Origin of the sequence: Nonomuraea sp. NPDC049655, assembly GCF_044465465.1 — a bacterium.
Taxonomy (GTDB): domain Bacteria; phylum Actinomycetota; class Actinomycetes; order Streptosporangiales; family Streptosporangiaceae; genus Nonomuraea.
The window spans coordinates 56381-75451 of the sequence record NZ_JBITLS010000001.1 but is presented as its reverse complement, the minus strand read 5'-3'; the positions used below and the strand labels follow the sequence as shown (position 1 = coordinate 75451).

17 protein-coding genes are annotated in these 19071 nt (G+C 70.9%); 13 read left to right on the top strand and 4 right to left on the bottom strand.

Annotation, left to right across the window (positions count from 1 at the left end; all coding sequences use genetic code 11):
* The first annotated feature begins 162 nt into the window (after positions 1 to 162).
* From ACIBQ6_RS00395 to ACIBQ6_RS00370, 6 genes are read left to right on the top strand one after another with little or no spacing between them, the layout of a single operon-like run.
* The gene (locus tag ACIBQ6_RS00395) at positions 163 to 1143 is read left to right on the top strand and encodes an ABC transporter permease subunit (protein WP_358295912.1); all 981 of its coding nucleotides are present in this window, start codon (positions 163 to 165) and stop codon (positions 1141 to 1143) included.
* Complete coding sequence (locus ACIBQ6_RS00390) at positions 1130 to 2017, top strand: carbohydrate ABC transporter permease (protein WP_397209477.1); 888 nt, start codon at positions 1130 to 1132, stop codon at positions 2015 to 2017. Before ACIBQ6_RS00395 ends, ACIBQ6_RS00390 begins: the two co-directional genes overlap by 14 nt.
* Positions 2018 to 2043: 26 nt before the next feature.
* Positions 2044 to 3711 (top strand): extracellular solute-binding protein, encoded by a 1668-nt coding sequence (locus ACIBQ6_RS00385; protein ID WP_397209475.1) that lies wholly within the window; start codon positions 2044 to 2046, stop codon positions 3709 to 3711.
* 2 nt (positions 3712 to 3713) lie between these two features.
* Complete coding sequence (locus ACIBQ6_RS00380) at positions 3714 to 5084, top strand: M1 family metallopeptidase (protein ID WP_397209474.1); 1371 nt, start codon at positions 3714 to 3716, stop codon at positions 5082 to 5084.
* On the top strand, positions 5081 to 7285 hold the full coding sequence (locus tag ACIBQ6_RS00375; RefSeq protein ID WP_397209473.1) for a right-handed parallel beta-helix repeat-containing protein: 2205 nt from the start codon (positions 5081 to 5083) through the stop codon (positions 7283 to 7285). Before ACIBQ6_RS00380 ends, ACIBQ6_RS00375 begins: the two co-directional genes overlap by 4 nt.
* On the top strand, positions 7282 to 8496 hold the full coding sequence (locus ACIBQ6_RS00370) for an alpha-L-fucosidase (RefSeq protein WP_364338875.1): 1215 nt from the start codon (positions 7282 to 7284) through the stop codon (positions 8494 to 8496). Before ACIBQ6_RS00375 ends, ACIBQ6_RS00370 begins: the two co-directional genes overlap by 4 nt.
* Before the next feature lie 108 nt (positions 8497 to 8604).
* Here the strand turns inward: ACIBQ6_RS00370 and ACIBQ6_RS00365 are convergent, their stop codons facing one another.
* The gene (locus tag ACIBQ6_RS00365; protein ID WP_397209472.1) at positions 8605 to 9975 is read right to left on the bottom strand and encodes a hypothetical protein; all 1371 of its coding nucleotides are present in this window, start codon (positions 9973 to 9975) and stop codon (positions 8605 to 8607) included.
* A gap of 28 nt (positions 9976 to 10003) precedes the next feature.
* Positions 10004 to 10630, bottom strand: coding sequence for a TetR/AcrR family transcriptional regulator (locus ACIBQ6_RS00360; RefSeq protein ID WP_397209471.1), 627 nt, complete (start codon positions 10628 to 10630; stop codon positions 10004 to 10006).
* 150 nt (positions 10631 to 10780) lie between these two features.
* Between ACIBQ6_RS00360 and ACIBQ6_RS00355 the strand changes: the two genes are divergently transcribed.
* The 6 genes from ACIBQ6_RS00355 to ACIBQ6_RS00330 all read left to right on the top strand — a co-directional run bounded on the left by ACIBQ6_RS00355 (position 10781) and on the right by ACIBQ6_RS00330 (position 15367).
* Complete coding sequence (locus tag ACIBQ6_RS00355) at positions 10781 to 11560, top strand: ABC transporter permease (RefSeq protein ID WP_397209470.1); 780 nt, start codon at positions 10781 to 10783, stop codon at positions 11558 to 11560.
* A gap of 21 nt (positions 11561 to 11581) precedes the next feature.
* Complete coding sequence (locus ACIBQ6_RS00350) at positions 11582 to 12604, top strand: glycine betaine ABC transporter substrate-binding protein (protein ID WP_358295888.1); 1023 nt, start codon at positions 11582 to 11584, stop codon at positions 12602 to 12604.
* Entirely contained in the window at positions 12588 to 13403 is an 816-nt protein-coding gene (locus tag ACIBQ6_RS00345; RefSeq protein WP_397209469.1) for an ABC transporter ATP-binding protein, read from the top strand. The genes ACIBQ6_RS00350 and ACIBQ6_RS00345 overlap by 17 nt, the downstream gene beginning before the upstream one ends.
* Entirely contained in the window at positions 13403 to 14488 is a 1086-nt protein-coding gene (locus tag ACIBQ6_RS00340; protein ID WP_397209468.1) for an LLM class flavin-dependent oxidoreductase, read from the top strand. The genes ACIBQ6_RS00345 and ACIBQ6_RS00340 overlap by 1 nt, the downstream gene beginning before the upstream one ends.
* Positions 14489 to 14763: 275 nt before the next feature.
* The gene (locus tag ACIBQ6_RS00335; protein ID WP_397209467.1) at positions 14764 to 15087 is read left to right on the top strand and encodes a hypothetical protein; all 324 of its coding nucleotides are present in this window, start codon (positions 14764 to 14766) and stop codon (positions 15085 to 15087) included.
* A gap of 10 nt (positions 15088 to 15097) precedes the next feature.
* Entirely contained in the window at positions 15098 to 15367 is a 270-nt protein-coding gene (locus tag ACIBQ6_RS00330; protein ID WP_397209466.1) for a hypothetical protein, read from the top strand.
* 151 nt (positions 15368 to 15518) lie between these two features.
* Here the strand turns inward: ACIBQ6_RS00330 and ACIBQ6_RS00325 are convergent, their stop codons facing one another.
* Positions 15519 to 16922, bottom strand: a complete 1404-nt coding sequence (locus tag ACIBQ6_RS00325) for an FG-GAP repeat domain-containing protein (protein ID WP_397209465.1) — start codon at positions 16920 to 16922, stop codon at positions 15519 to 15521.
* 252 nt (positions 16923 to 17174) lie between these two features.
* On the opposite strand from ACIBQ6_RS00325, the gene ACIBQ6_RS00320 reads away from it, so the two are divergent.
* Positions 17175 to 18407: a hypothetical protein gene (locus tag ACIBQ6_RS00320; RefSeq protein ID WP_397209464.1), complete on the top strand. Its 1233-nt coding sequence runs from the start codon at positions 17175 to 17177 to the stop codon at positions 18405 to 18407.
* A gap of 275 nt (positions 18408 to 18682) precedes the next feature.
* On the opposite strand, the gene ACIBQ6_RS00315 is transcribed toward ACIBQ6_RS00320, so the two are convergent.
* On the bottom strand, positions 18683 to 19033 hold the full coding sequence (locus ACIBQ6_RS00315) for an alpha/beta fold hydrolase (protein ID WP_397209463.1): 351 nt from the start codon (positions 19031 to 19033) through the stop codon (positions 18683 to 18685).
* Positions 19034 to 19071: the final 38 nt, after the last annotated feature.

Genomic DNA, 19071 nt, shown 5'->3' with positions numbered 1-19071 from the left:
CTCCCGATAGTAAGCGCGTTCTACGCACTGCTGCGGCACGCTAGGGCTTCACCTGCGCAAAGGTCAAGGAGCCGAGCCAAGAACGGCACGACTTCCGGCCAGGGGCTTGACGAAGCATGAAAGCGCTTACTAGCTTCCTCGCCAACCGGAAGGACCCAGCGCATGACCGCTACCCTCGACGCCCCCCGTGCCGGGACAGCGTCGCCGTCCGGCGAGAGGCCGCGCAGGCTCTCGCTGTGGCGGCGCCTCCGGCGCGACCGGGTGATGCTCCTGCTGACGCTGCCCGGGCTGATCTATTTCCTGGTCTTCCACTACGGGCCGCTGTTCGGCTACGTGGTCGCGTTCAAGGACTACCAGCCCTACATCGGCTTCATCGACAGCGCCTGGGTGGGGCTGCGGAACTTCGCCACCGTCTTCGGCGACCCCGGCGTCTGGAACGCCCTCGGCAACACCCTCAAGATCACCCTCACCCAGCTCGTGCTCTTCTTCCCCGCACCGATCGCCCTCGCACTGCTGCTCAACAGCGTGGTCAGCGACAGGGTGCGCAGGTTCGTGCAGAGCGTGGTCTACCTGCCGCACTTCATCGGCTGGGTGATCATCGTCTCGGTGTTCCAGCAGATCCTCGGCGGCGCGGGCGCGCTGCCGAACTTCCTGCAGAGCGCCGGCCTGCCGCGCTACGACATGATGACCGACCCCGACGTCTTCCCGCTGCTGGTGACGTTGCAGGTGATCTGGAAGGACGCCGGCTGGGCGACGATCATCTTCCTCGCCGCCCTGCTCGCCATCAACCAGGACCTGTACGAGGCCGCCGCCATGGACGGCGCGGGCCGCTGGCGCCGCCTGTGGCACGTCACGCTGCCCGGCATCACGCCGATCATCATCCTGCTGCTGATACTCAACCTCGGCAGCATCCTGTCCGTCGGCTTCGAGCAGATCCTGCTCCAACGCGACAACGTCGGCCCCGAGGCGGGCGAGGTGCTGGACACGTTCGTCTACTTCAACGGCGTCAAGGACGGCCAGTGGGGGCCCGCGGCCGCGGTCGGCCTGGTCAAGACCATCGTCGGCACCGCGATGGTGCTCGGCGCGAACAAGGTGGCCCACCTGTTCGGCCACGAGGGGGTGTACCGCGGTGGCGACAAGTAGCCGGCCGGCCTGGATGGAGCGGCCCTCCACGCCCGGCCTGATCCTCAAGGGCGCGATCCTCACCGCGGTCGTCCTGCTGGTGGCCTACCCCTTCGTCGGTGTCATCGGCACCAGCCTGTCGGCCGAGTCCGACATCGCGCGGGCGGGCGGGTTCGTGCTGGTCCCGTCCACACCGAGCCTGGCGGCGTACTCGACGATCCTCAGCGGCGGGGTGGTGACGCGGGCGCTGCTGGTCAGCGTGCTGGTGACGGCCGTCGGCACGCTCGCCAGCATGCTCGCCACCATCGGCATGGCGTACGGGCTGAGCCGCCGCGAGGTGACCGGCTCGCGCTGGATCCTGATGGTCGCCCTGCTGACCATGCTCTTCAACCCGGGCCTGATCGCCAACTTCCTGCTGGTCAAGCAGGTCGGCCTGATCGACTCGTTCGGCGCGCTGATCCTGCCGAGCCTGGTGAGCGCGTTCAACCTGGTCGTGCTGCGCTCGTTCTTCATGGGGCTGCCGCGCGAGCTGCTGGAGAGCGCCCGCATCGACGGCGCGGGCGACTTCGGCATCCTCGTCAGGATCGTGCTGCCGCTGTCGAAGGCGGTGCTCGCGGTGATCTCGCTGTTCTACGCCGTCGGCTACTGGAACGCCTTCTTCAACGCCCTGCTCTACCTCGACGACTCCGACAAGTTCCCGCTCCCGCTGATCCTGCGCACGTTCGTCCTGCAGGGCCGTTCGATGGAGACCGTGACGGCCGCCGAGGCGCCGGCGCCCGTGCAGGCGGTCCAGATGGCCGTGCTCGTGGTGGCGATCGTGCCCATCCTGCTCGTCTACCCCTTCCTGCAGCGCTACTTCACCAAGGGCGTGCTCACCGGCGCCGTCAAAGGCTGACCCCCCAACCCCCCAAGGAAGATCCCATGAGAGAAAGCGTCTCGCGCCGAGGTTTCCTCCGGCTCGGCGCCGCCACGGCGGCGGGTGTCGTCGCCTCCTCCGCCCTCGCGGCCTGCGGTGGCGGGTCCGCCGCGCCCGCCGCCAAGGCGCAGGGGCTGACCATCAAGCTGCCGACGTACACGCCGCCGGCCGGCACGCTCACCCCCGACCTGCCCGGCAGCCCGACGGGCGTGCCCGAGGGCTACTTCACCTATCCGGACAAGCTGTTCAAGGCCGTCGCCAAGCCGCCGATGTCGGGCGGGACCGTGAAGATCGCGGTGCAGACGTTCCTGCCGCCGCCGCCCGGCCGCGCGGAGAACCCGGCGTGGCAGGAGGTGGAGAAGCGGCTCGGCGGGACGGCCGACGTGCAGGCGGTCTCGTCCGACGACTGGCCGACGAAGTTCAACACGATGGTCGCGGGCGGCACGTTGCCCGACATGTTCACCTACATCCAGTCGCAGGGGGTGAACAACCTGCCCGCGTTCGCGGCCAGCCAGTGCACCGACCTGACGGCGCTGCTCGGCGGGGACGCGGTCAAGGAGTACCCGAACCTGGCGGCGATCCCGCAGGTGTTCTGGAAGCAGGGCATCGTCGGCGGCAAGCTGTACGGCATCCCCATCCCGCGCAACATGGTCGGCGGGCTCGGCTTCTACCGGGCCGACATGTTCGCGAAGGCGGGCGTCACCGACCTGGCGCAGATCTCCGACATGGACCGCCTGTTCGAGCTGCTCAAGGAGGTGACCAGGCCCAAGGACAACCAGTGGGGCGTGCTCACCATGGTCGGCGGCGGGTACGGCCTGTCGATCTTCTCGCAGCTGTTCGGCGCCCCCAACGCCTGGCGGCTGGAGAACGGCAGGCTCGTCCACGCCATCGAGACCGAGGAGTACAAGGCGGCCGTCGAGTACGTCCGCAAGCTCCGCGAGGCGGGCGTCATCTACCCCGGCTCGGAGGGCTTCGACGGCCTCAAGCGCAAGAACGAGTTCAACTCCGGCCACGCCGCGATGGTCTACGACGGCCTGCCCGCCTACCTCGGGCCCACCGGCTACCTGCAGACGTCCAAGAAGATCGACCCGACGGCCGATCCGCGGCCGCTCACGCCGGTCGGCCCGAAGGCCAAGGCGTTCCTCAACAACATCGTCGTCTCGATCACCATGCTGAAGAAGAGCGACGAGCAGCGGGCCAAGGAGCTGCTGCGGGTGGCCGACTTCTTCGCCTCGCCGTTCGGCAGCGAGGAGTACACGCTGTTCACCTACGGCCTGGAGGGCACCGACCACACGCGCGATGCCAAGGGCGCGCCGGTGCTGACCGAGCAGGGCGGGCGGGACACCGCCGTGCCGTGGAAGTTCGTCGCCGCGCCGACGCAGGCGCTGTTCGACTCCTCCTCGAAGGAGGCCGTGAAGATCATGCACGACGCGATCGGCAAGATGATCGCCGTGGGCGTGGAGGACCCGACGGTCGGGTTGTACTCCCCCGCCAACGAGAACAAGTACGAGTCGCTGTACACCATGCGCACCGACCGCGTGACCTCCATCGTGGCCGGGCGGGCGCCGCTGAGTGACCTGGACAAGCTGGTCAAGGACTGGCGGGCGCAGGGCGGCGACCAGGCACGCGCCGAGTTCGAGGAAGCACTCAAGCAGTCACCGAAGGCGGGCTGACCATGAAGCGGACCGTCATCGCCCTCGTCGCGGCCGCGCTGCTCGGCACCGCCGCCGCCGTACCTCCGTCGCCGGGCTCGCCCGGGGTCGGCGACCCGCTCTTCCCGACGCTCGGCAACGGCGGCTACGACGTGCGCCACTACGACGTCTCCTTCGACTTCACCCCCGTCACCTACGACTTCTCCGGCGTCGTACGGTTCACCGCGACGGCCACCCAGGCCCTGTCGTCCTTCAACCTCGACACCGACGGGCACGTGATCGACGCCGTCACCGTCGACGGCGAGCCCGCCACCTGGGCGCTCTCCCCCGGGCAGAGCGGTCAGGAGCTGACCGTCACGCCCGCCGAGCCGCTGCGCGAGCACGTCCCGTTCGAGGCCGAGGTGCGCTTCCACGGCAACGGCAAGGCGCCGCGCGCGGGCCTGACCGGCTGGCGTTTCGGCCCCGACGGCGGGTTCGCCGCCGCCGCGCAGTCCAGCAGGGCCGACACGTTCTTCCCCGTCAACGACCACCCGTCGGACAAGGCCACCTGGACCTTCCGCGTCACCGCCCCCGAGGGGTACGCCGCCACCGCCAACGGCGAGCTGACCGGCCGCGACGGCGGCACGTGGACGTTCGAGGAGCGCGAGCCGATGGCCTCGGAGCTGATCGGCCTCGCCGTGGTCAAGGGCACGTACGTCTACGGCACCGGCCCGCACGCGCTCCCGCTGCGGCACGTCGTCCCGCAGGGCCAGGAGGCCAGGTACGCGCCGATCGCCGCCGAGACCGGGGCCCAGATCGCCTGGGCGGAGGCCAGGTTCGGCCGGTTCCCGTTCTCCACGTACGGGGTGCACATCTACCCGGGGTACGGCGACGCGCTGGAGAACCAGACGCTGTCGCTGTTCGGCACCGGGTGGTTCGACCGGCCCACGTACTCCAACACGATGGTGCACGAACTCGTCCACCAGTGGTTCGGCGACTCCGTGACCCCCGCCACATGGCAGGACGCCTGGCTGAACGAGGGCCCGGCCGTCTATTACGCGGCCGTGTGGGCGCAGGAGCACGGCGGCCAGCCGCTGGCCGACAAGATGCGCGGCGTGTACGCCAAGCTCGACGAGGTCCGCGCCAAGGACGGCCCGCCCGGCAGGCCGAAGGGCCTCGGCGGCTACAACATCTACGACGGCGGCGCCCTCGTCCTGTACGCCCTGCGCACCGAGGTCGGCGAGGAGACGTTCGACCGGATCATGCGCCGGTGGGTGCAGCGCAACAAGGACGGCAACGCCTCCACCGAGGACTTCATCACCCACGCCGCCGCCACCGCCCACCGTCCCGCCCTGGACGGATTCCTGCGCGCCTGGCTCTTCGGCACCCAGAACCCCCCGCTGGAGGGAATGTGAACACCGCGATCGCCCTCGCCCTGACCCTGGCCCTGCCCCCCGCGACCCCCGCGGCCGCCCCGGCCCCGAAGGTCTTCCACGTCGCCCCGGACGGCCGGTCCGCGGCCTGCAACCAGGTCAACCCGTGCTCCCTGGAGACCGCGCGGGACAAGGTCCGCGAGGCCCTGGCCGGCGGCATGGACCGCGACGTCGAGGTCCGCCTGGCGGGCGGCGTCTACCGGATGGCCGCGCCGCTCGTCCTGGACCGGCGCGACTCCGGCCCCGACGGGCACACGGTGACCTGGACCGCCGCCCCCGGCGCCCGTCCGGTGCTGTCGGGCGGCGTGCCGATCACCGGCTGGCGGCAGGAGGGACGCCTCCAGGTCGCGCCCGTTCCCGAGGGCCTCTCGCCCCGGCAGCTGTTCGTCGGCGGCGTACGCGCGGTCCGGGCACGCGGCGGGTCGTGCCCGGCCGCGACCTGCGACGCGACGAAGACGGGCATGACCGGCGCGGTGAAGAGCGGGGTCGCGGGCTGGGCCGACCCGGCGAACGCCGAGGCGGTCATCAAGGTCAGGTGGCGGAACTACCGCTGCAGGATCGACCGCGTGGACGGCGACGTGATCACCTTCGTCCAGCCGTGCTGGACGAACTCCGCGAGCGGCACCGGCCGCACCGGGCCCGCGTGGGACTCGACGACGGTCGACTCCTCCCGGTACTCCAAGGTGTCCTTCTTCGAGAACGCCGCCGAGCTGCTCGACGAGCCGGGCGAGTTCGTCTTCGACCGGACCGCCCGTACCGTCTCCTACCTGCCCCGGCCGGGCGAGCGACTGGACGACGTGATCGCGCCCGCCACCGAGACATTGCTGCGTATGGAGGGCGCGAGCCGGGTCAGGATCGCCGGGCTGGGCTTCGAGCACGCCGCCTACCGGCAGCCGGACACCGCCGAGGGGTACGCGGGCACGCAGGGCGGCCTCACCCTGACCGGCGCGACCGGCCCCGAGGACCACGCCGGCCGCTTCTACACCAAGCCGGCCGCGGCCGTCGTCGTGCGCGGCGGCCGGGACGTGACCGTCGCCGGCGCCGCGTTCGCGCGCCTCGGCGGCGCCGGCGTGATCCTGGAGGGCGGCACCAAGGACTCGGCCGTCACCGGCTCGGCGTTCACCGACCTGTCGTCGGGCGCGGTCTACGTCGGCGACACCGACCCCAATCCCCCGGCCGAGCTGCGCGGCGAGCGCAACACGGTGGCCCGCAACACCATCACCTGGACCGGCCGCGAGTTCACCGACGCGGTGGGCGTCTGGGCGGGCTACGAGTCCGGGCTGCGCGTGGACCACAACACGCTGGAGAAGCTGCCGTACTCGGGCGTGTCGGTCGGATGGGGCTGGAACCAGCCGGTGGCCCAGAACCCGGACATGCGCGACAACCGGATCACCGGCAACAGGATCGTGGACGCCATGATGGTCGCCGAGGACCAGCACGACGGCGGCGCGATCTACACCCAGGGCCCGCAGCCCGGCACGGTGATCTCCGGCAACTACCTCAACCGGTCGGCGTACGGCAACACCGAGCGCGACGGCAACGGCGTCTACCTCGACGAGCAGAGCTCCCACATCACGGTCGAAGGCAACGTGATCACCCGCGTCGGCTACAAGTGGATCTCCAACTGGGCCGGGTACGGCATCGACAACCTCGCGACCGGCAACTGGACCGACACCACCGCGCCGGAGCTGTCCGGCCGCGGCTCGCGGCAGGTGGACAACCACACCGCCCTGGAACGGCTGCCCGACGCGGCGCTCGCCGTCGCCGCGGCGGCGGGCGCGAGCCCCGGCCCGGTCGAGCAGCTCGAACCCGACCTGGCCAGGACGGGCAGCGCCACCCAGTCCGCCACCGAGGGCGCCGCGGCGGCCGCCGGCGCCCTCGACGGCTCCACGGTGACCGACACCAGGACGACGTCCGCGCCCGGCTCCTGGTGGCAGGTCGACCTGGGCGGCCCGCACCGGATCGGCACGGTGGAGATCTGGAACGACGCCTCCATGACCACGGCCGACGCCGAGCTGCTGGTCTCGGCCACGCCCGACTTCGCGCAGGCCACGCGGGTGCCGCTGTCGGGCCGGGCGCTGCGCCCGTCCGTGGTCGCGGTGGACGCCGAGGGCCGGTACGTGCGGATCCAGCGGACCGGCACCGGCCGGATCGGCCTGTCGGCCGTCATGGTGCACCCATGAGCTGGTTCACGCAGGCCCGGTTCGGCCTGTTCATCCACTGGGGCATCTACGCGGCGGCCGCCCGCCACGAGTGGGTGCAGTCGTACGAGAAGATGGACGACGAGCGCTACCGCCGCTACTTCGACCACTTCGACCCCGACCTCTACGACCCGGCCGCCTGGGCCGACGAGGCCGTCAACGCCGGGATGAAGTACCTGGTCGTGACGAGCAAGCACCACGACGGCTTCTGCCTGTGGGACTCCGGCCTGACCGGGTTCAAGGCCCGCCGCGACCTGCTCGCCCCCATGCTCGACGCCTTCAGGGAGCGCGGCCTGCGTACCGGCCTGTACTACTCCCTGCTCGACTGGCACCACCCCGACTTCCCCAACGACCTCTACCACCCCCGCCGGGAGGAGGACCTCGGCGAACGCGACATCACCACCTACGCCGACTACCTGCACGGCCAGGTCCGCGAGCTGCTGACCCGCTACGGCCGCATCGACACGATGTGGTTCGACTTCTCCTACGCCGGGCGCGGGTTCGGCGCCAAGGGCCCCGACGAGTGGCGTTCGGCCGAGCTGGAGCGGATGGTCCGCGAGCTGCAGCCGGGCATCCTCGTCAACAACCGGCTCGGGCTCGGCGGCGGCGACTTCACCACGCCCGAGCAGGTCATGCCGCCCGGCGGCGTGCCCGGCCACCGGCCGTGGGAGGCGTGCCAGACGCTCAACGGCAGCTGGGGATACCACCGCGACAACCAGGACTGGAAGCCGGTCGAGCTGCTGGTGAAGATGCTGGTCGACACCGTGTCCAAGGGCGGCAACATGCTGCTGAACGTCGGCCCGAACGCCCGGGGCGAGTTCGAGCCGCGCGCCCTGGAACGGCTGCGCGGGATCGGCGCGTGGATGCGCCTGCACGCCCGGTCCATCCACGGGGCGGGGCCCGCGGAGTTCGAGGCCCCGCCCGACTGCCGCTACACCCGACGCGGCGACCGGCTCTACCTGCACCTGCTGTCGTGGCCGATGCAGCACGTGCACCTGCCCGGCCTCGGCGGCCGGGTGGCCTACGCCCAGTTCCTGCACGACGCCTCGGAGGTGCCGTTCGTCGAGATCGACCCGAAGGAGCCGTTCCACCACTACCTGCGCGGCCTGCCGGAGGACACCCTGACCCTGCGGCTGCCGATCACCCGCCCCGACGTGACGATCCCGGTCGTCGAGCTGTTCCTGAGGCCCTAGTGCTGCGTTCCTCAGGGCGTAGGTGAACCGTCGGCGTAGCTGTCGTGGGGGCGGCGGTGTCCACGTGCACGCTTTCGGCTGCCGTTGCGGCGGAGAGTCCGGCGCCCGTCAGGGCTGCGGCAGCGGGATGATCTTGCGGTACTTCCCTCCGGCCGTCTGCTCCGGCGGCTCCTCGGCGCGCTCGATCGTCACGTGACCGGCCTTGTGCTCGGCGAGCAGATGGACGGCCCGGTCGTGGGCGGCCTGCCAGACGCGGTCCGCGTCGGCGCCGCCGGCGGCCCGCAGGCGTACCCGCAGGACGGTGGGCGCGGTCTGGACGAGCTGGAACTGTTCCATGCCGGGAACGGCCAGCGCGGTGCTGAAGGACATGGGCGAGATGCCGACGCGCTCGCCGGACCCGGTGGGAAAGGTGAGCAGATCGGCCGCCCGCCCCTGCACCTGGACGGCCGGGAGCGGATTGCCGCACGGGCAGGGGTCAGGACGCATCAGGACGCTGTCGCCGAGGTCGTAGCGCAGGATCGGCTGGACCCGGTTGGCGAGGTTGCTGATCAGGACGGTGTGTGAAAGCCGCCCTGGCGGCACCGGCCGGTGATCGGCGTCGACCGGCTCCAGGACGACCCAGTCACCGTTGACGTGGTACCAGCCCTCCCGGCAGCCGGCGGTGAGGAAGCCGCACTCGCCACAGGCGTAGGCGGCGCGGACCTTCGCCCCGAACGCGGCGGCCAGGCGTTCCCGGGTCTGCGGGCTCAGCGTCTCGCCGCCGGGGATGACGAGCGCCGGGCGGATGCGCAACCGGCCGGCCTCCTGTTCCCCTGCCAGCAGCGTGAGCAGCCCGACGAAACCGGCGACGCCGGCCGGATCGAACCGGTTGAGCTCGTCGACCATCTCCTCCATCGACTGGTCGGTCGGGATGACTCGCACCAACCGGCCCAGCCACGGCCGCTCCAGGGCCGCCCGTGCCGGCCCGGCGAGGGTGGCGAAGTGGCCCCTGGGGGCCGTGACGATGGCGGTGCGGCCGGCGCGGGCGAGCGTGCGCAGGACGTCGCGGGCCGACAGTCCGGCGCCAGTGCGCAACCCGGTGGCGGTGTGCACGGCCAGGCACCGATCGTCCTGCACGAACAGGCCGCGCTGCCCGCTGGTGCCGGTGGTCGTGGTGACCAGGTAACGGCCCAGGAACCGATGGCCCACCGCATCGGGATCGGCCACGAACTCCTCGACTCGCTCTCGGGTCACCTCACGGTCGGTGACCCAGTCGTCGAAGCGGGCCATCAGTGTCTTCTTGTCGGTGACCGGGAGCAGCTGCGGGTCGTCGGCCCTTTCCGGCAGGTCATGGTAGAGCTCGCGGTAGAAGGGCGAGTGAGCGCGGGCATGGGCCACCAGCTCGGCCAGGCGACCCCGCCGCCGCCGTGCGATCGCCTCCGGGCCTTCCCGTACGGCGCGCCGCATGTCGCGGGCGAGCCGCCGGACGTTTTCCTCCATGATCGTCGCTCCTGTCCGCGGTGATGCGTCAAAGGTTCGGGGTGGACGGCGGCACCGAGCGCAGACCACGCATGGCGATCTCGACGCCGTGCCGGGCGGCCTCCCACAACTCCTCCTGGGACCGGCCGAGCTGGACGCTGGCCAGGCCCGCCTGCTGGACGGCGCCCATCAGGGCCCCGATCATCGCGGCCGCGGTGATCGGGTCGAGGCCGGGGAAAGCCTTCAGCAGCTCCCCGACGACGCGCTGCTGAAGGTCGAGCAGCAGGTAGAGCCCCTTGGCCTGGAGCGCCGGCGTGGTCAGGGCCAGCCGGGTCACGCCGGACAGCTCCGCGGCCTCCTTGGCGGGGATCTTGGGCCGGCGGTGGGCGGCGTACCGCTCGACCGCCCTGGCCAGCACCTCGCCGGGGCCCTCCTCGGGGCGGCGGTCCGCGATGGCGCCGACCAGCACGTCGAAGTCCCGCTCCATGTCGACGAAGAGCACTTCGTCCTTGGTGCGGAAGTAGTTGAAGAACGTCTTGGGATCGACGTCCGCCGCCGCGGCGATCTGCGTCACGGTGGTCTGCTCATAGCCCTGGTCTTCGAACAGGGCCATGGCCGCCGACACGATGCGCTGCCGGGTCTCCCGCTTCTTCCGCTCCCGCCGCGTTTCCTGCATGCGAGCGAATATACTCGTACTAGAATTTTCCAGCAACTGGAAGTTTTTCACCGAGGGGCCGGCGCGTCGTGCTTCTTGCGTGCGCCCGGGGGATCCTCTACCTTAATTCCCACTAAACCAGTCGCTTATTGTGGAATAGAGGCGGAGACGGTGATCCGTGGGATCGGGCTGCGGGTGGCGGGGGTGGTCCTGCTGGCCGCGATCTGGTGGGCGGTCGCGGCCTCCCACCTGTGGCCCGAGGTGTTCGTCCCCAGCCCGGGGTCGGTGTGGGACCAGCTCTTCCTGACCTCCTCCGTGCACGACGGCCGGCGCGGCTACGGCGGCTACCTGCTGTCGGAGCATCTGCTGGCCAGCCTGCGCCGTATCCTGCTCGGCAGCCTGTACGGCATCGCCGGCGGCATCGCGCTGGGCCTGGTCGTCGGCCTGGTGCCCACCGTGCGCGCCCTGCTCAACCCGCTCATCACGTTCGTGCGGACGCTGCCGCCGCTGGCCTACTTCAGCCTGCTGATCATCTGGCTGGGCATCGACGAGCCGCCCAAGGTCTCGTTGTTGTTCGTGGCCGCGCTGCCACCCGTAGCGGTGGCCACCGCCGACGCGGTACGCGGGGTGCACGAGGACTACCTGTACGCGGCCAGGTCGCTGGGGGCCGGGCGGTGGCAGCTTCCGTACCGGATCGTGCTGCCCTCGGCGCTGCCCGAAGTGATCACCGGCGTCCGGGTCGCGGTCGGGGTGGCCTACACCACGGTCGTGGCCGCCGAGACCGTCAACGGAGTGCCGGGCATCGGCGGGATGATCCGCGACGCCCAGCGCTACAACCAGACCGACGTCGTCGTGCTGGGGCTGCTCGTCATCGGCGCGTCCGGCCTGCTCATCGACACCCTCCTCCAACTCACCGAGCGCCTGCTCGTGCCCTGGCGCGGCAAGGCCTGACCCCCTGCGAAGGCATCAGCCATGAAACATCGCCTCATCCCCGCGCTGGCGCTCGCACTGTGCCTGGCGGCCTGCTCCACCGGCACCGGCGCCACCCCCGCCGCCGACGGCAGCCCCAAGGAGCTGCGCATCGGCTACCAGCTCATCCCGAACGGCGACCTCATCGTCAAGGACCAGCGCTGGCTGGAGAGCGCGCTGCCGAACACGAAGATCAGCTGGATCAAGTTCGACTCGGGCGGCGACGTGAACACCGCGATGGTCGCGGGCAGCATCGACATCGGCCTGGCCGGCAGCAGCCCGGTCACCCGCGGCCTGTCCGCGCCGCTGAACATCCCGTACCAGGTGCCGTGGATCTTCGACGTCATCGGCGAGAACGAGGCGCTCGTGGCCCGCCAGGCGGGCTCGGTGACCGAGCTGAAGGGCCGGAAGATCGCGACGCCGTTCTCCTCGACCTCGCACTACAGCCTGCTGGCCGCGCTCCAGGAGGCCGGGCTGAGCGAGTCGGACGTCACCGTCGTCGACCTGGAGCCGCCGGACATCCAGGCCGCCTGGACACGCGGCGACATCGACGCCGCCTACGTCTGGACGCCCGTGCTCGGCGAGCTGCGCAAGGGTGGCAAGGTGCTGGTCACCAGCAAGGAGCTGGCCGCCAAGGGCAGGCTGACGGCCGACCTGGCCGTCGTCCGCACCCAGTTCGCCACCTCCTACCCCCAGGCGCTGCGCACCTGGCTCACGCAGCAGGACCGGGCGGTCAAGCTCGTACGCACCGACAAGCGGGCCGCGGCGGCGGCCGTCGGACGCCAGCTCAACCTGAGCCCCGACGAGGCCGCCGGGCAGATCGACGAGCTGATCCTGCTGGACGCCAAGGAGCAGGCCGGCTCCGCCTACCTGGGCACCCCGGACAAGCCGGGCGCGCTGGCCGAGAACCTGCGCAGCGCCGCCGAGTTCCTCAAGGCCCAGAACAAGCTGCCCGAGGTGCCCGCCCTGGAGGTCTTCCAGAAGGGCCTGGCCACCAAGGACCTGCGCGATGCCTTCACCAGCTGACACGCTCACCGCGGCGGCGGTGCGGCTGGAGGGCGTCTCGCTCACCTACCGGCCGCGCTCCCGCTGGTCGAAGGCGGAGCCGGTGGAGGCGCTGCGCGGGATCGGGGCCGACGTCGGCGCGGGCGAGTTCGTGACGATCGTCGGGCCCTCGGGCTGTGGGAAGAGCACGCTGCTCAGGCTCGTCGCCGGGTTCGCCGCGCCCACCTCCGGGACGGTCACCGTGTGCGGCGAGCCCGTGGCGGGGCCGGGTCCCGACCGGGGCGTGGTGTTCCAGCAGCCGCGGCTGTTCCCCTGGCTGAACGTACGGCGTAACGTCGAGTTCGGACTGCGCATGACAAGGGTGCCGAAGCGGGTCAGGACGGCCAGGGCCGACGAACTGCTCGCGCTCGTGGGGCTGGGCGAGGTGGCGGGGCGGCGTCCGTACGAGTTGTCCGGCGGCATGCAGCAGCGCGCCGCCATCGCCCGTGCGCTCGCGCCCGACCCCGCGATCCTGCTGATGGACGAGCCGTTCGCCGCGCTCGACGCGCTCACCAGGGAGCGGCTCCAGGAAGAGCTGCGACGGCTGTGGCAGGCCACGGGCAAGACCGTGCTGTTCGTCACGCACAGCGTCGACGAGGCCGTCTACCTGGGCACCCGCCTGCTGGTGATGAGCCGCGGGCCGGGCACGATCGTGCTCGACCAGCCCTCGGAGCTGCCGCGCGCGGCAGATCCGCGCACCCATCCCGACTTCCCGTCCGTACGCGAGACCGTGGCCGCAGCCGTCCGGCGGGCCGCTTCGTCCGACCCCGAGGTTTCCTGATGCGATTCCACTGGTTCCTGCCCACGACCGGTGACGGTCACGACGTACGCTCGGCCATCACCACCACCGACGCCTACCGCCCCTCCGCCCGCCCGGCCACCGTCGCGTACCTGACGCAGGTGGCCAGGGCGGCCGAGCAGGCGGGGTTCGAGGCCGCCCTCACCCCCGTCGGCGCGGGCTGCCCCGACCCGTGGATCGTGTGCGCGGCCCTGGCCCAGCACACCGAGCGGCTGCGGCTGCTGGTCGCCTTCCGCACCGGGTACGCGCTGCCCACCCTGCTCGCCCAGCAGGCCCAGTCCTTCCAGGAGATCTCCGGCGGCCGGCTGCTGCTGAACGTCGTGACCGGGGGCGACCCCGTCGAGCAGCGCGCGTACGGAGACTTCCTCGACCACGACGCCCGCTACGCCAGGACCGGCGAGTTCCTGCACGTGCTCCGCCGCGCCTGGGACGGTGCGCCGTTCGACCACCACGGCGAGCACTACCGGGTCGAGAGCGGCGGCCTGCCCGCGCCGCTCGACCCGAGGCCGCCGCTCTACTTCGGCGGCGCGTCACCGGCCGCCGAGCAGGTCGCCGCCCGCCACGCCGACGTCGCGCTCATGTGGGGCGAGCCGCCGCAGGCGGTCGCCGAGCGGGTGGCCAGGTTGCGCACGCTCAGCGCCGCGCACGGCCGCACCCTCGGGTACGGCCTGCGCGTGCACGTCATCGCCCGCGACACGAACGAAGCCGCCTGGGCCGAGGCCGACCGGCTGCTCACGGGCATGGCCCCGGGCCGCATCGCCGAGGCCCAGCGCCGCTTCGCCCGCTACGACTCCGTCGGCCAGCGCCGCATGGTGGACCTGCACGCCGGCGGCACCCGTGAGCTGGAGATCCACCCGGGGCTGTGGGCCGGGGTCGGGCTGGTGCGCGAGGGCGCCGGCACCGCCCTGGTCGGCTCGTACGACGAGGTCGCGGCGCTGTTCCACGAATACGCGGCGGCAGGGGTGGAGGAGTTCGTGCTGTCCGGGTGGCCGCATCTGGAGGAGGCGTACCGGGTCGGCGAGCACGTCCTGCCGCGCGTGCCGCGGACGGCGGCCCTTCCGGCCTGAGCCCCCATGGGAGGCTGGTCAGTCGCCGCGGCGTTCGCCGACGATCTTCGTCAGCATCGCGGTCCTGGGGCTGGGCCGTACGCTGCGTTGAATGTCGAGCAATTGGCCGACGGCTTGCACGACAGACTTCGGACCACTGCCGGATCAGCATCAGGGGTGTCCCCTCATTCCGCTTCTGAGAGGCAGCCATGATCAACGACCGCACGACTGAGCTCCAGGGCGGACCACCCACCGCGGATGGGACATCCCGTCCCCACGCAGAAAGGGCTCAGATCATGAACAGACTTCTCGCCACGCTCGCCGTGGTGGGCAGCGTCGGACTCTCCCTGTACGGAGGGTCCGCCGCAGCTTCCGCTTCCACCGTCTCCACGGCGAGCACAGCCAGTTCCCTCTCGGGGTCCTGCGCAGCCCCCTACGTCGGCTCCGACAACAGGGTGCACGTCTTCTGCACCGGCCCCGGCACCGCCGACCTGCACGTGCAGTGCGCGGGGATCTGGTGGCGGGACGCCCAGACCAACATCACCAACAGCGGCCAAGTAGAGCTCGCCCTGGGGTGCGGCTGGTCACCCATCACCAGCTACTACGCCGAAATCCACTAGGAGGGCCACGATGATCGGCAAGAAGATCATGGTGCTGATGGGCGCGGCCGGCATGCTTCTGCCGGCCGCACCGCCGGCCTTGGCAGCGCCCTCGAACACCGCCGCGACCGTGGCCGCGTCATCCAGCGCGGCGGGCCTCCTCAGCTGGCGGTACTACGGAACCTACGACAACCTGGCCACCTGCCAGGCAGCCGGAATCGTCGCCGTCTTCTGGGACGGCTACGCCGACTACCACTGCGACGGAGACGGCGACGGCAGCTACGAGCTCTGGGTGAGATAGGCGCGAGAGTCCGCGGCCCTCCCCTTCGGCAGGGCCGCGGACGTCCATGTCCTTCCGCAGGACAGTGCCGAACCGGCCTTCAGCCCGAACATGGCGGCGTGGCGTGGCACGAAAGCACGAACCGCAGGGACCGGCGTCGCCCGCAGTGGCGCTATCGCAGCATGATGGCGCCGAAGCGGGCATCCGCGGCGCTCACCCCGGTGGAAATCGCGTGCACGGACTGCGCAGAGGACGAGATCCCGGCGGCGGTGCCGGCAAGCACCGCCAGCATGCCCCTGCCACCGTTCTTGCCGGGCACGCCGACGATCAGTTCGCCCTTGCCGTCAGCCGTGACGTCGATGATGGAGACGGCCTCGCCCATGCGGTCGTCGGCCACGGAGTCCTCGGCGATCGGGTCCGCCGAAGGCGCCGTGTCGGGTGCGGCGATGCCGTCCTGAGTGAGGATCCGGGCAGCGGAGACGTCCGGGCCCGAGGCGGTCCCGGGGATCAGCGCGACGGCACCCGCGGCCGCCTTGCCCGCGATGGTCGCTCGGGGCAGGCCGATGGCGATCTCGCCGCGTCCGTCGCCGTTGATGTCGCCCACGGTGACGGTGATGTCGGTGGACCCGAGCGTGGTCAGCCAGGACAGGTTGCGGGCCGTGAACCCGGGCTGGTACATGCCGGCGCCGTAGTAGGAGCCGTACCAGACGTGCACCGTGCCGGTGCTGGGCGTCACCATGACGACGTCGCGGTAGCCGTCGCCGTTCACGTCGCCGAGGCCGAGCTGGGAGTCCTTCTTGGTGCAGACAGGCTTGGTCGCCTCGGGGGTGTCGCAGGCCGCCGTGTTGCCCATGAGCATGGGGGTGTGGGCCGGATCGCGCAGACTGTCGATGTACCACAGCTCATGGCTGGTCGATCCGTAGGTGGGGGCGAGCAGAACCATCGCCTCCATGATGTCATCGCCGTTCACGGTGCCGATCGCCGTCGACTGCAGCCGAGGGCTGCTCGGGGCGTTGAGCGGCGTCCTTTCGAAAACGCCGCCGTTGTACCAGCCGCCGAAGGAGGCGTTCCAGCCGGTCGCGAACAGTCCCACGACGTCGGGTCGCGAGTCGTTGTCGGCGTTGCCGACGGTCAGCCCCTGGAAGTACGCCGAACTGGAGCTGCCCTGCTGGGTGATGCCGGCCGGTGTCCAGGAGAAGATCTGCCGCTCGCTGAGCCCCACGGTGACCAGGTCGGTCCTGCCGTCGCCGTCGACGTCGCCGGAGGTCAGTCCTTTGCCCCAGCCTCGGCAGACACCCGCTGATTCACCCGAGCAGCCGGTCGTGGGCCGGATGAGCTGTCCGGCGTCGCTGAGGCCGTTCGGGCCGCCGTACAGGACCGCGATCATGCCGCTGTTGTTCGTGCCGAGATAGCCCGGGTACGTGGGCATGCCCACGGCGACGTCGTTGTAGCCGTCGGCGTTGAAGTCGCTCTTGACGGCGATGGCAGGCGCCGCGGCGGCGGGTGCGGCAGGTGTGGTGAGCCCTACGGTCACTGCGAGTATCGCGGCCGACCAGGCGATTTTGTTCACGCGCATGGGGTGAGGATGCCGCTTGGGACTTGTGGCCGGGTTGGGGCTGACTGGCGACGACCGCCGAGCGTATCGGACGCGCCGACCTGCCCGGACCTGGTCGCACGCAGGCACACGGGAACGGGCCTGACCTGCATGGATGGGACCAAGGGCCGGTTCATCGAGCCTGCCGGGTTTCGCAAGACCGATCCAACCCGATCACAAGACAACGCTTCTAGCTTCGTCCGCTGACGGCAACCACGAAGGAGACCGAGCAGCGTGCAGTCAAGGACGAAGATCGCGGGCATCCTCATGGCGGCACTGGCGATGACCTCCGCCGCCACTCCCGTCCGCGCGGCGACCACCTCGAACACACCACAGGACACACCGCAGAGCATTCTGACGGCGGCCGCCGACCAGATCAGGAAGGTTGTGGACGGCGGCGGGTACGCGGGCGTCGAACTCGGCGAGGAAGGGGTGATCCTTTGGTGGAAGGGCAAGGTTCCCGGCCCGATCCGGGCCGCGATCCACCGGGCCGAGAAGATCGCCCCGGTGGAGGTGCGCCCGGCCCGGTACTCGGAGAGCGAACTGAGCGCGGCCTCCGACCGGCTCTGGGCCGCCTCGGGCGCCGAGAAGGGCGGGCGCGTCCACGCCGTCCAGATGCCCTTCGACGGGAGCGGTCTCACCGCCGCCGTCGAAGAGAAAGACGTGGCCCTCGTACGGCAGGCGCTGCCGGACGTCGGGGTCCCGGTCCGTGTGGTCGTGCAGGAGCCGCTGCAGCTCACGTCCCGCTGTGACGACGACCTCCCCTGGTACGGCGGCGTGGCGATCGCCAACGCCACCTTCGGCGGCGCTGCCGGCTGCGGCGGGAGCCCCGCCCTGGGCTACAACTGCACCGGCGGCTTCCCCGTGTACATCGGCTCGACCCGCTACCTGCTGACGGCCGGGCACTGCGGCGCTCCCGGCGACGTGTTCACCGACGGCACCGGCCAGGTCATCGGCGTCGCCGAGCAGGAGAACGTCGCCCACGACCTCCTGCTCATCCGCGTCACCGGCCTCGTCAGCACGGGCAAGGGCAACGGCAGGATGTGGGACGGCACCCCCGGCGTCGGCGACTACACCAAGCCGGTGGTCGGCTGGGGATTCACCTACAAGAACCAGTCCCTGTGCATGTCCGGCGCCGCCACCGGAGCCTCGTGCGGCCGAACCGTGGACTACAAGTACAGCGAGATCTGCGGCAAGGACATCTACGGCAACCAGGAGTGCTACAGCAACCTGGTCTCGGCCAAGCAACGGATCGACAGCTCCAGACACGGTGACAGCGGAGGCCCGGTCTTCGAACTGACCGGCGGCGACGCCCAGGTCCGCGCGATGGGCACGGTCACGGGCAGCATCACCAAGGACTGGATCATCACCAAGGACCAGTGGCTGCTGTTCCAGGAGTTCGCCACCGCCGTCCGCGACTTCCCCGGACTCGAACCGGCACTCGACCTCGGCCCCGATCCCGCATGATCCCCAGTGGTTGGATGCTGGAGGCGCCCAGGGCCGGTAGAGAGGGTCCCGGACGCGCTACTGGGTGAGCACCCGGGGCGGGTGCGCGTGCCGGTGGTCGACGTCGCCGTCTGGCCGTGCTCGCGCAGGCGGGAGGCCAAGATCTCGACCCGTCCGGCCGCGCTTGTCCGTCGTAGAGGCGTGCCTCTGCTGCGTGGCGGCCGAGATCAGCCGGCGTCAGGCGACGGCCACCCACCCCGCGCAGTACGTCGCCCTCCAGTACATCTAAGGCATGGTCACCGGGAAGGCCGAGCTGGACCCGTGCGAGCCGCCGCCGGGTCGCTCTCGAACTCCTCATCCTTCAGCACAGCCTGGTCGTGTCCCCACGCATCGAGCGACAACGCCAAGTCGTCAAGATGGCGGGCGATCGTGTGCTCTCCCTCCCGGCACGAGCCACCGGTGCCGCGCTGGTCATAGCGGCGGACCAGGCGCAGGTCGTCGATGACGCCGGCGACCGGGGCGAGATGGTCGGGAACTCCTGGCCCGCCGTGCACCATGACCACGGGAAACCTCTGCGAAATCGCCGGGCCCGCGGTCCACGTACGTGGCTGTACACCGTCATCCAACCGGATCAAGGCCGCAGTCATGGAGGCGAGCGTGATGCGGTCGGGGCCCGACGAGACGA

What these genes read in the sequence shown, in the direction of transcription:
- ACIBQ6_RS00315 (WP_397209463.1), bottom strand. Translation starts at nt 19,033, where the DNA reads ATGACTGCGGCCTTGATCCGGTTGGATGACGGTGTACAGCCACGTACG.
- ACIBQ6_RS00330 (WP_397209466.1), top strand. Translation starts at nt 15,098, where the DNA reads ATGATCGGCAAGAAGATCATGGTGCTGATGGGCGCGGCCGGCATGCTT.
- ACIBQ6_RS00370 (WP_364338875.1), top strand. Translation starts at nt 7,282, where the DNA reads ATGAGCTGGTTCACGCAGGCCCGGTTCGGCCTGTTCATCCACTGGGGC.
- ACIBQ6_RS00395 (WP_358295912.1), top strand. Translation starts at nt 163, where the DNA reads ATGACCGCTACCCTCGACGCCCCCCGTGCCGGGACAGCGTCGCCGTCC.
- ACIBQ6_RS00365 (WP_397209472.1), bottom strand. Translation starts at nt 9,975, where the DNA reads ATGGAGGAAAACGTCCGGCGGCTCGCCCGCGACATGCGGCGCGCCGTA.
- ACIBQ6_RS00340 (WP_397209468.1), top strand. Translation starts at nt 13,403, where the DNA reads ATGCGATTCCACTGGTTCCTGCCCACGACCGGTGACGGTCACGACGTA.
- ACIBQ6_RS00380 (WP_397209474.1), top strand. Translation starts at nt 3,714, where the DNA reads ATGAAGCGGACCGTCATCGCCCTCGTCGCGGCCGCGCTGCTCGGCACC.
- ACIBQ6_RS00335 (WP_397209467.1), top strand. Translation starts at nt 14,764, where the DNA reads ATGAACAGACTTCTCGCCACGCTCGCCGTGGTGGGCAGCGTCGGACTC.
- ACIBQ6_RS00385 (WP_397209475.1), top strand. Translation starts at nt 2,044, where the DNA reads ATGAGAGAAAGCGTCTCGCGCCGAGGTTTCCTCCGGCTCGGCGCCGCC.
- ACIBQ6_RS00360 (WP_397209471.1), bottom strand. Translation starts at nt 10,630, where the DNA reads ATGCAGGAAACGCGGCGGGAGCGGAAGAAGCGGGAGACCCGGCAGCGC.
- ACIBQ6_RS00345 (WP_397209469.1), top strand. Translation starts at nt 12,588, where the DNA reads ATGCCTTCACCAGCTGACACGCTCACCGCGGCGGCGGTGCGGCTGGAG.
- ACIBQ6_RS00350 (WP_358295888.1), top strand. Translation starts at nt 11,582, where the DNA reads ATGAAACATCGCCTCATCCCCGCGCTGGCGCTCGCACTGTGCCTGGCG.
- ACIBQ6_RS00325 (WP_397209465.1), bottom strand. Translation starts at nt 16,922, where the DNA reads ATGCGCGTGAACAAAATCGCCTGGTCGGCCGCGATACTCGCAGTGACC.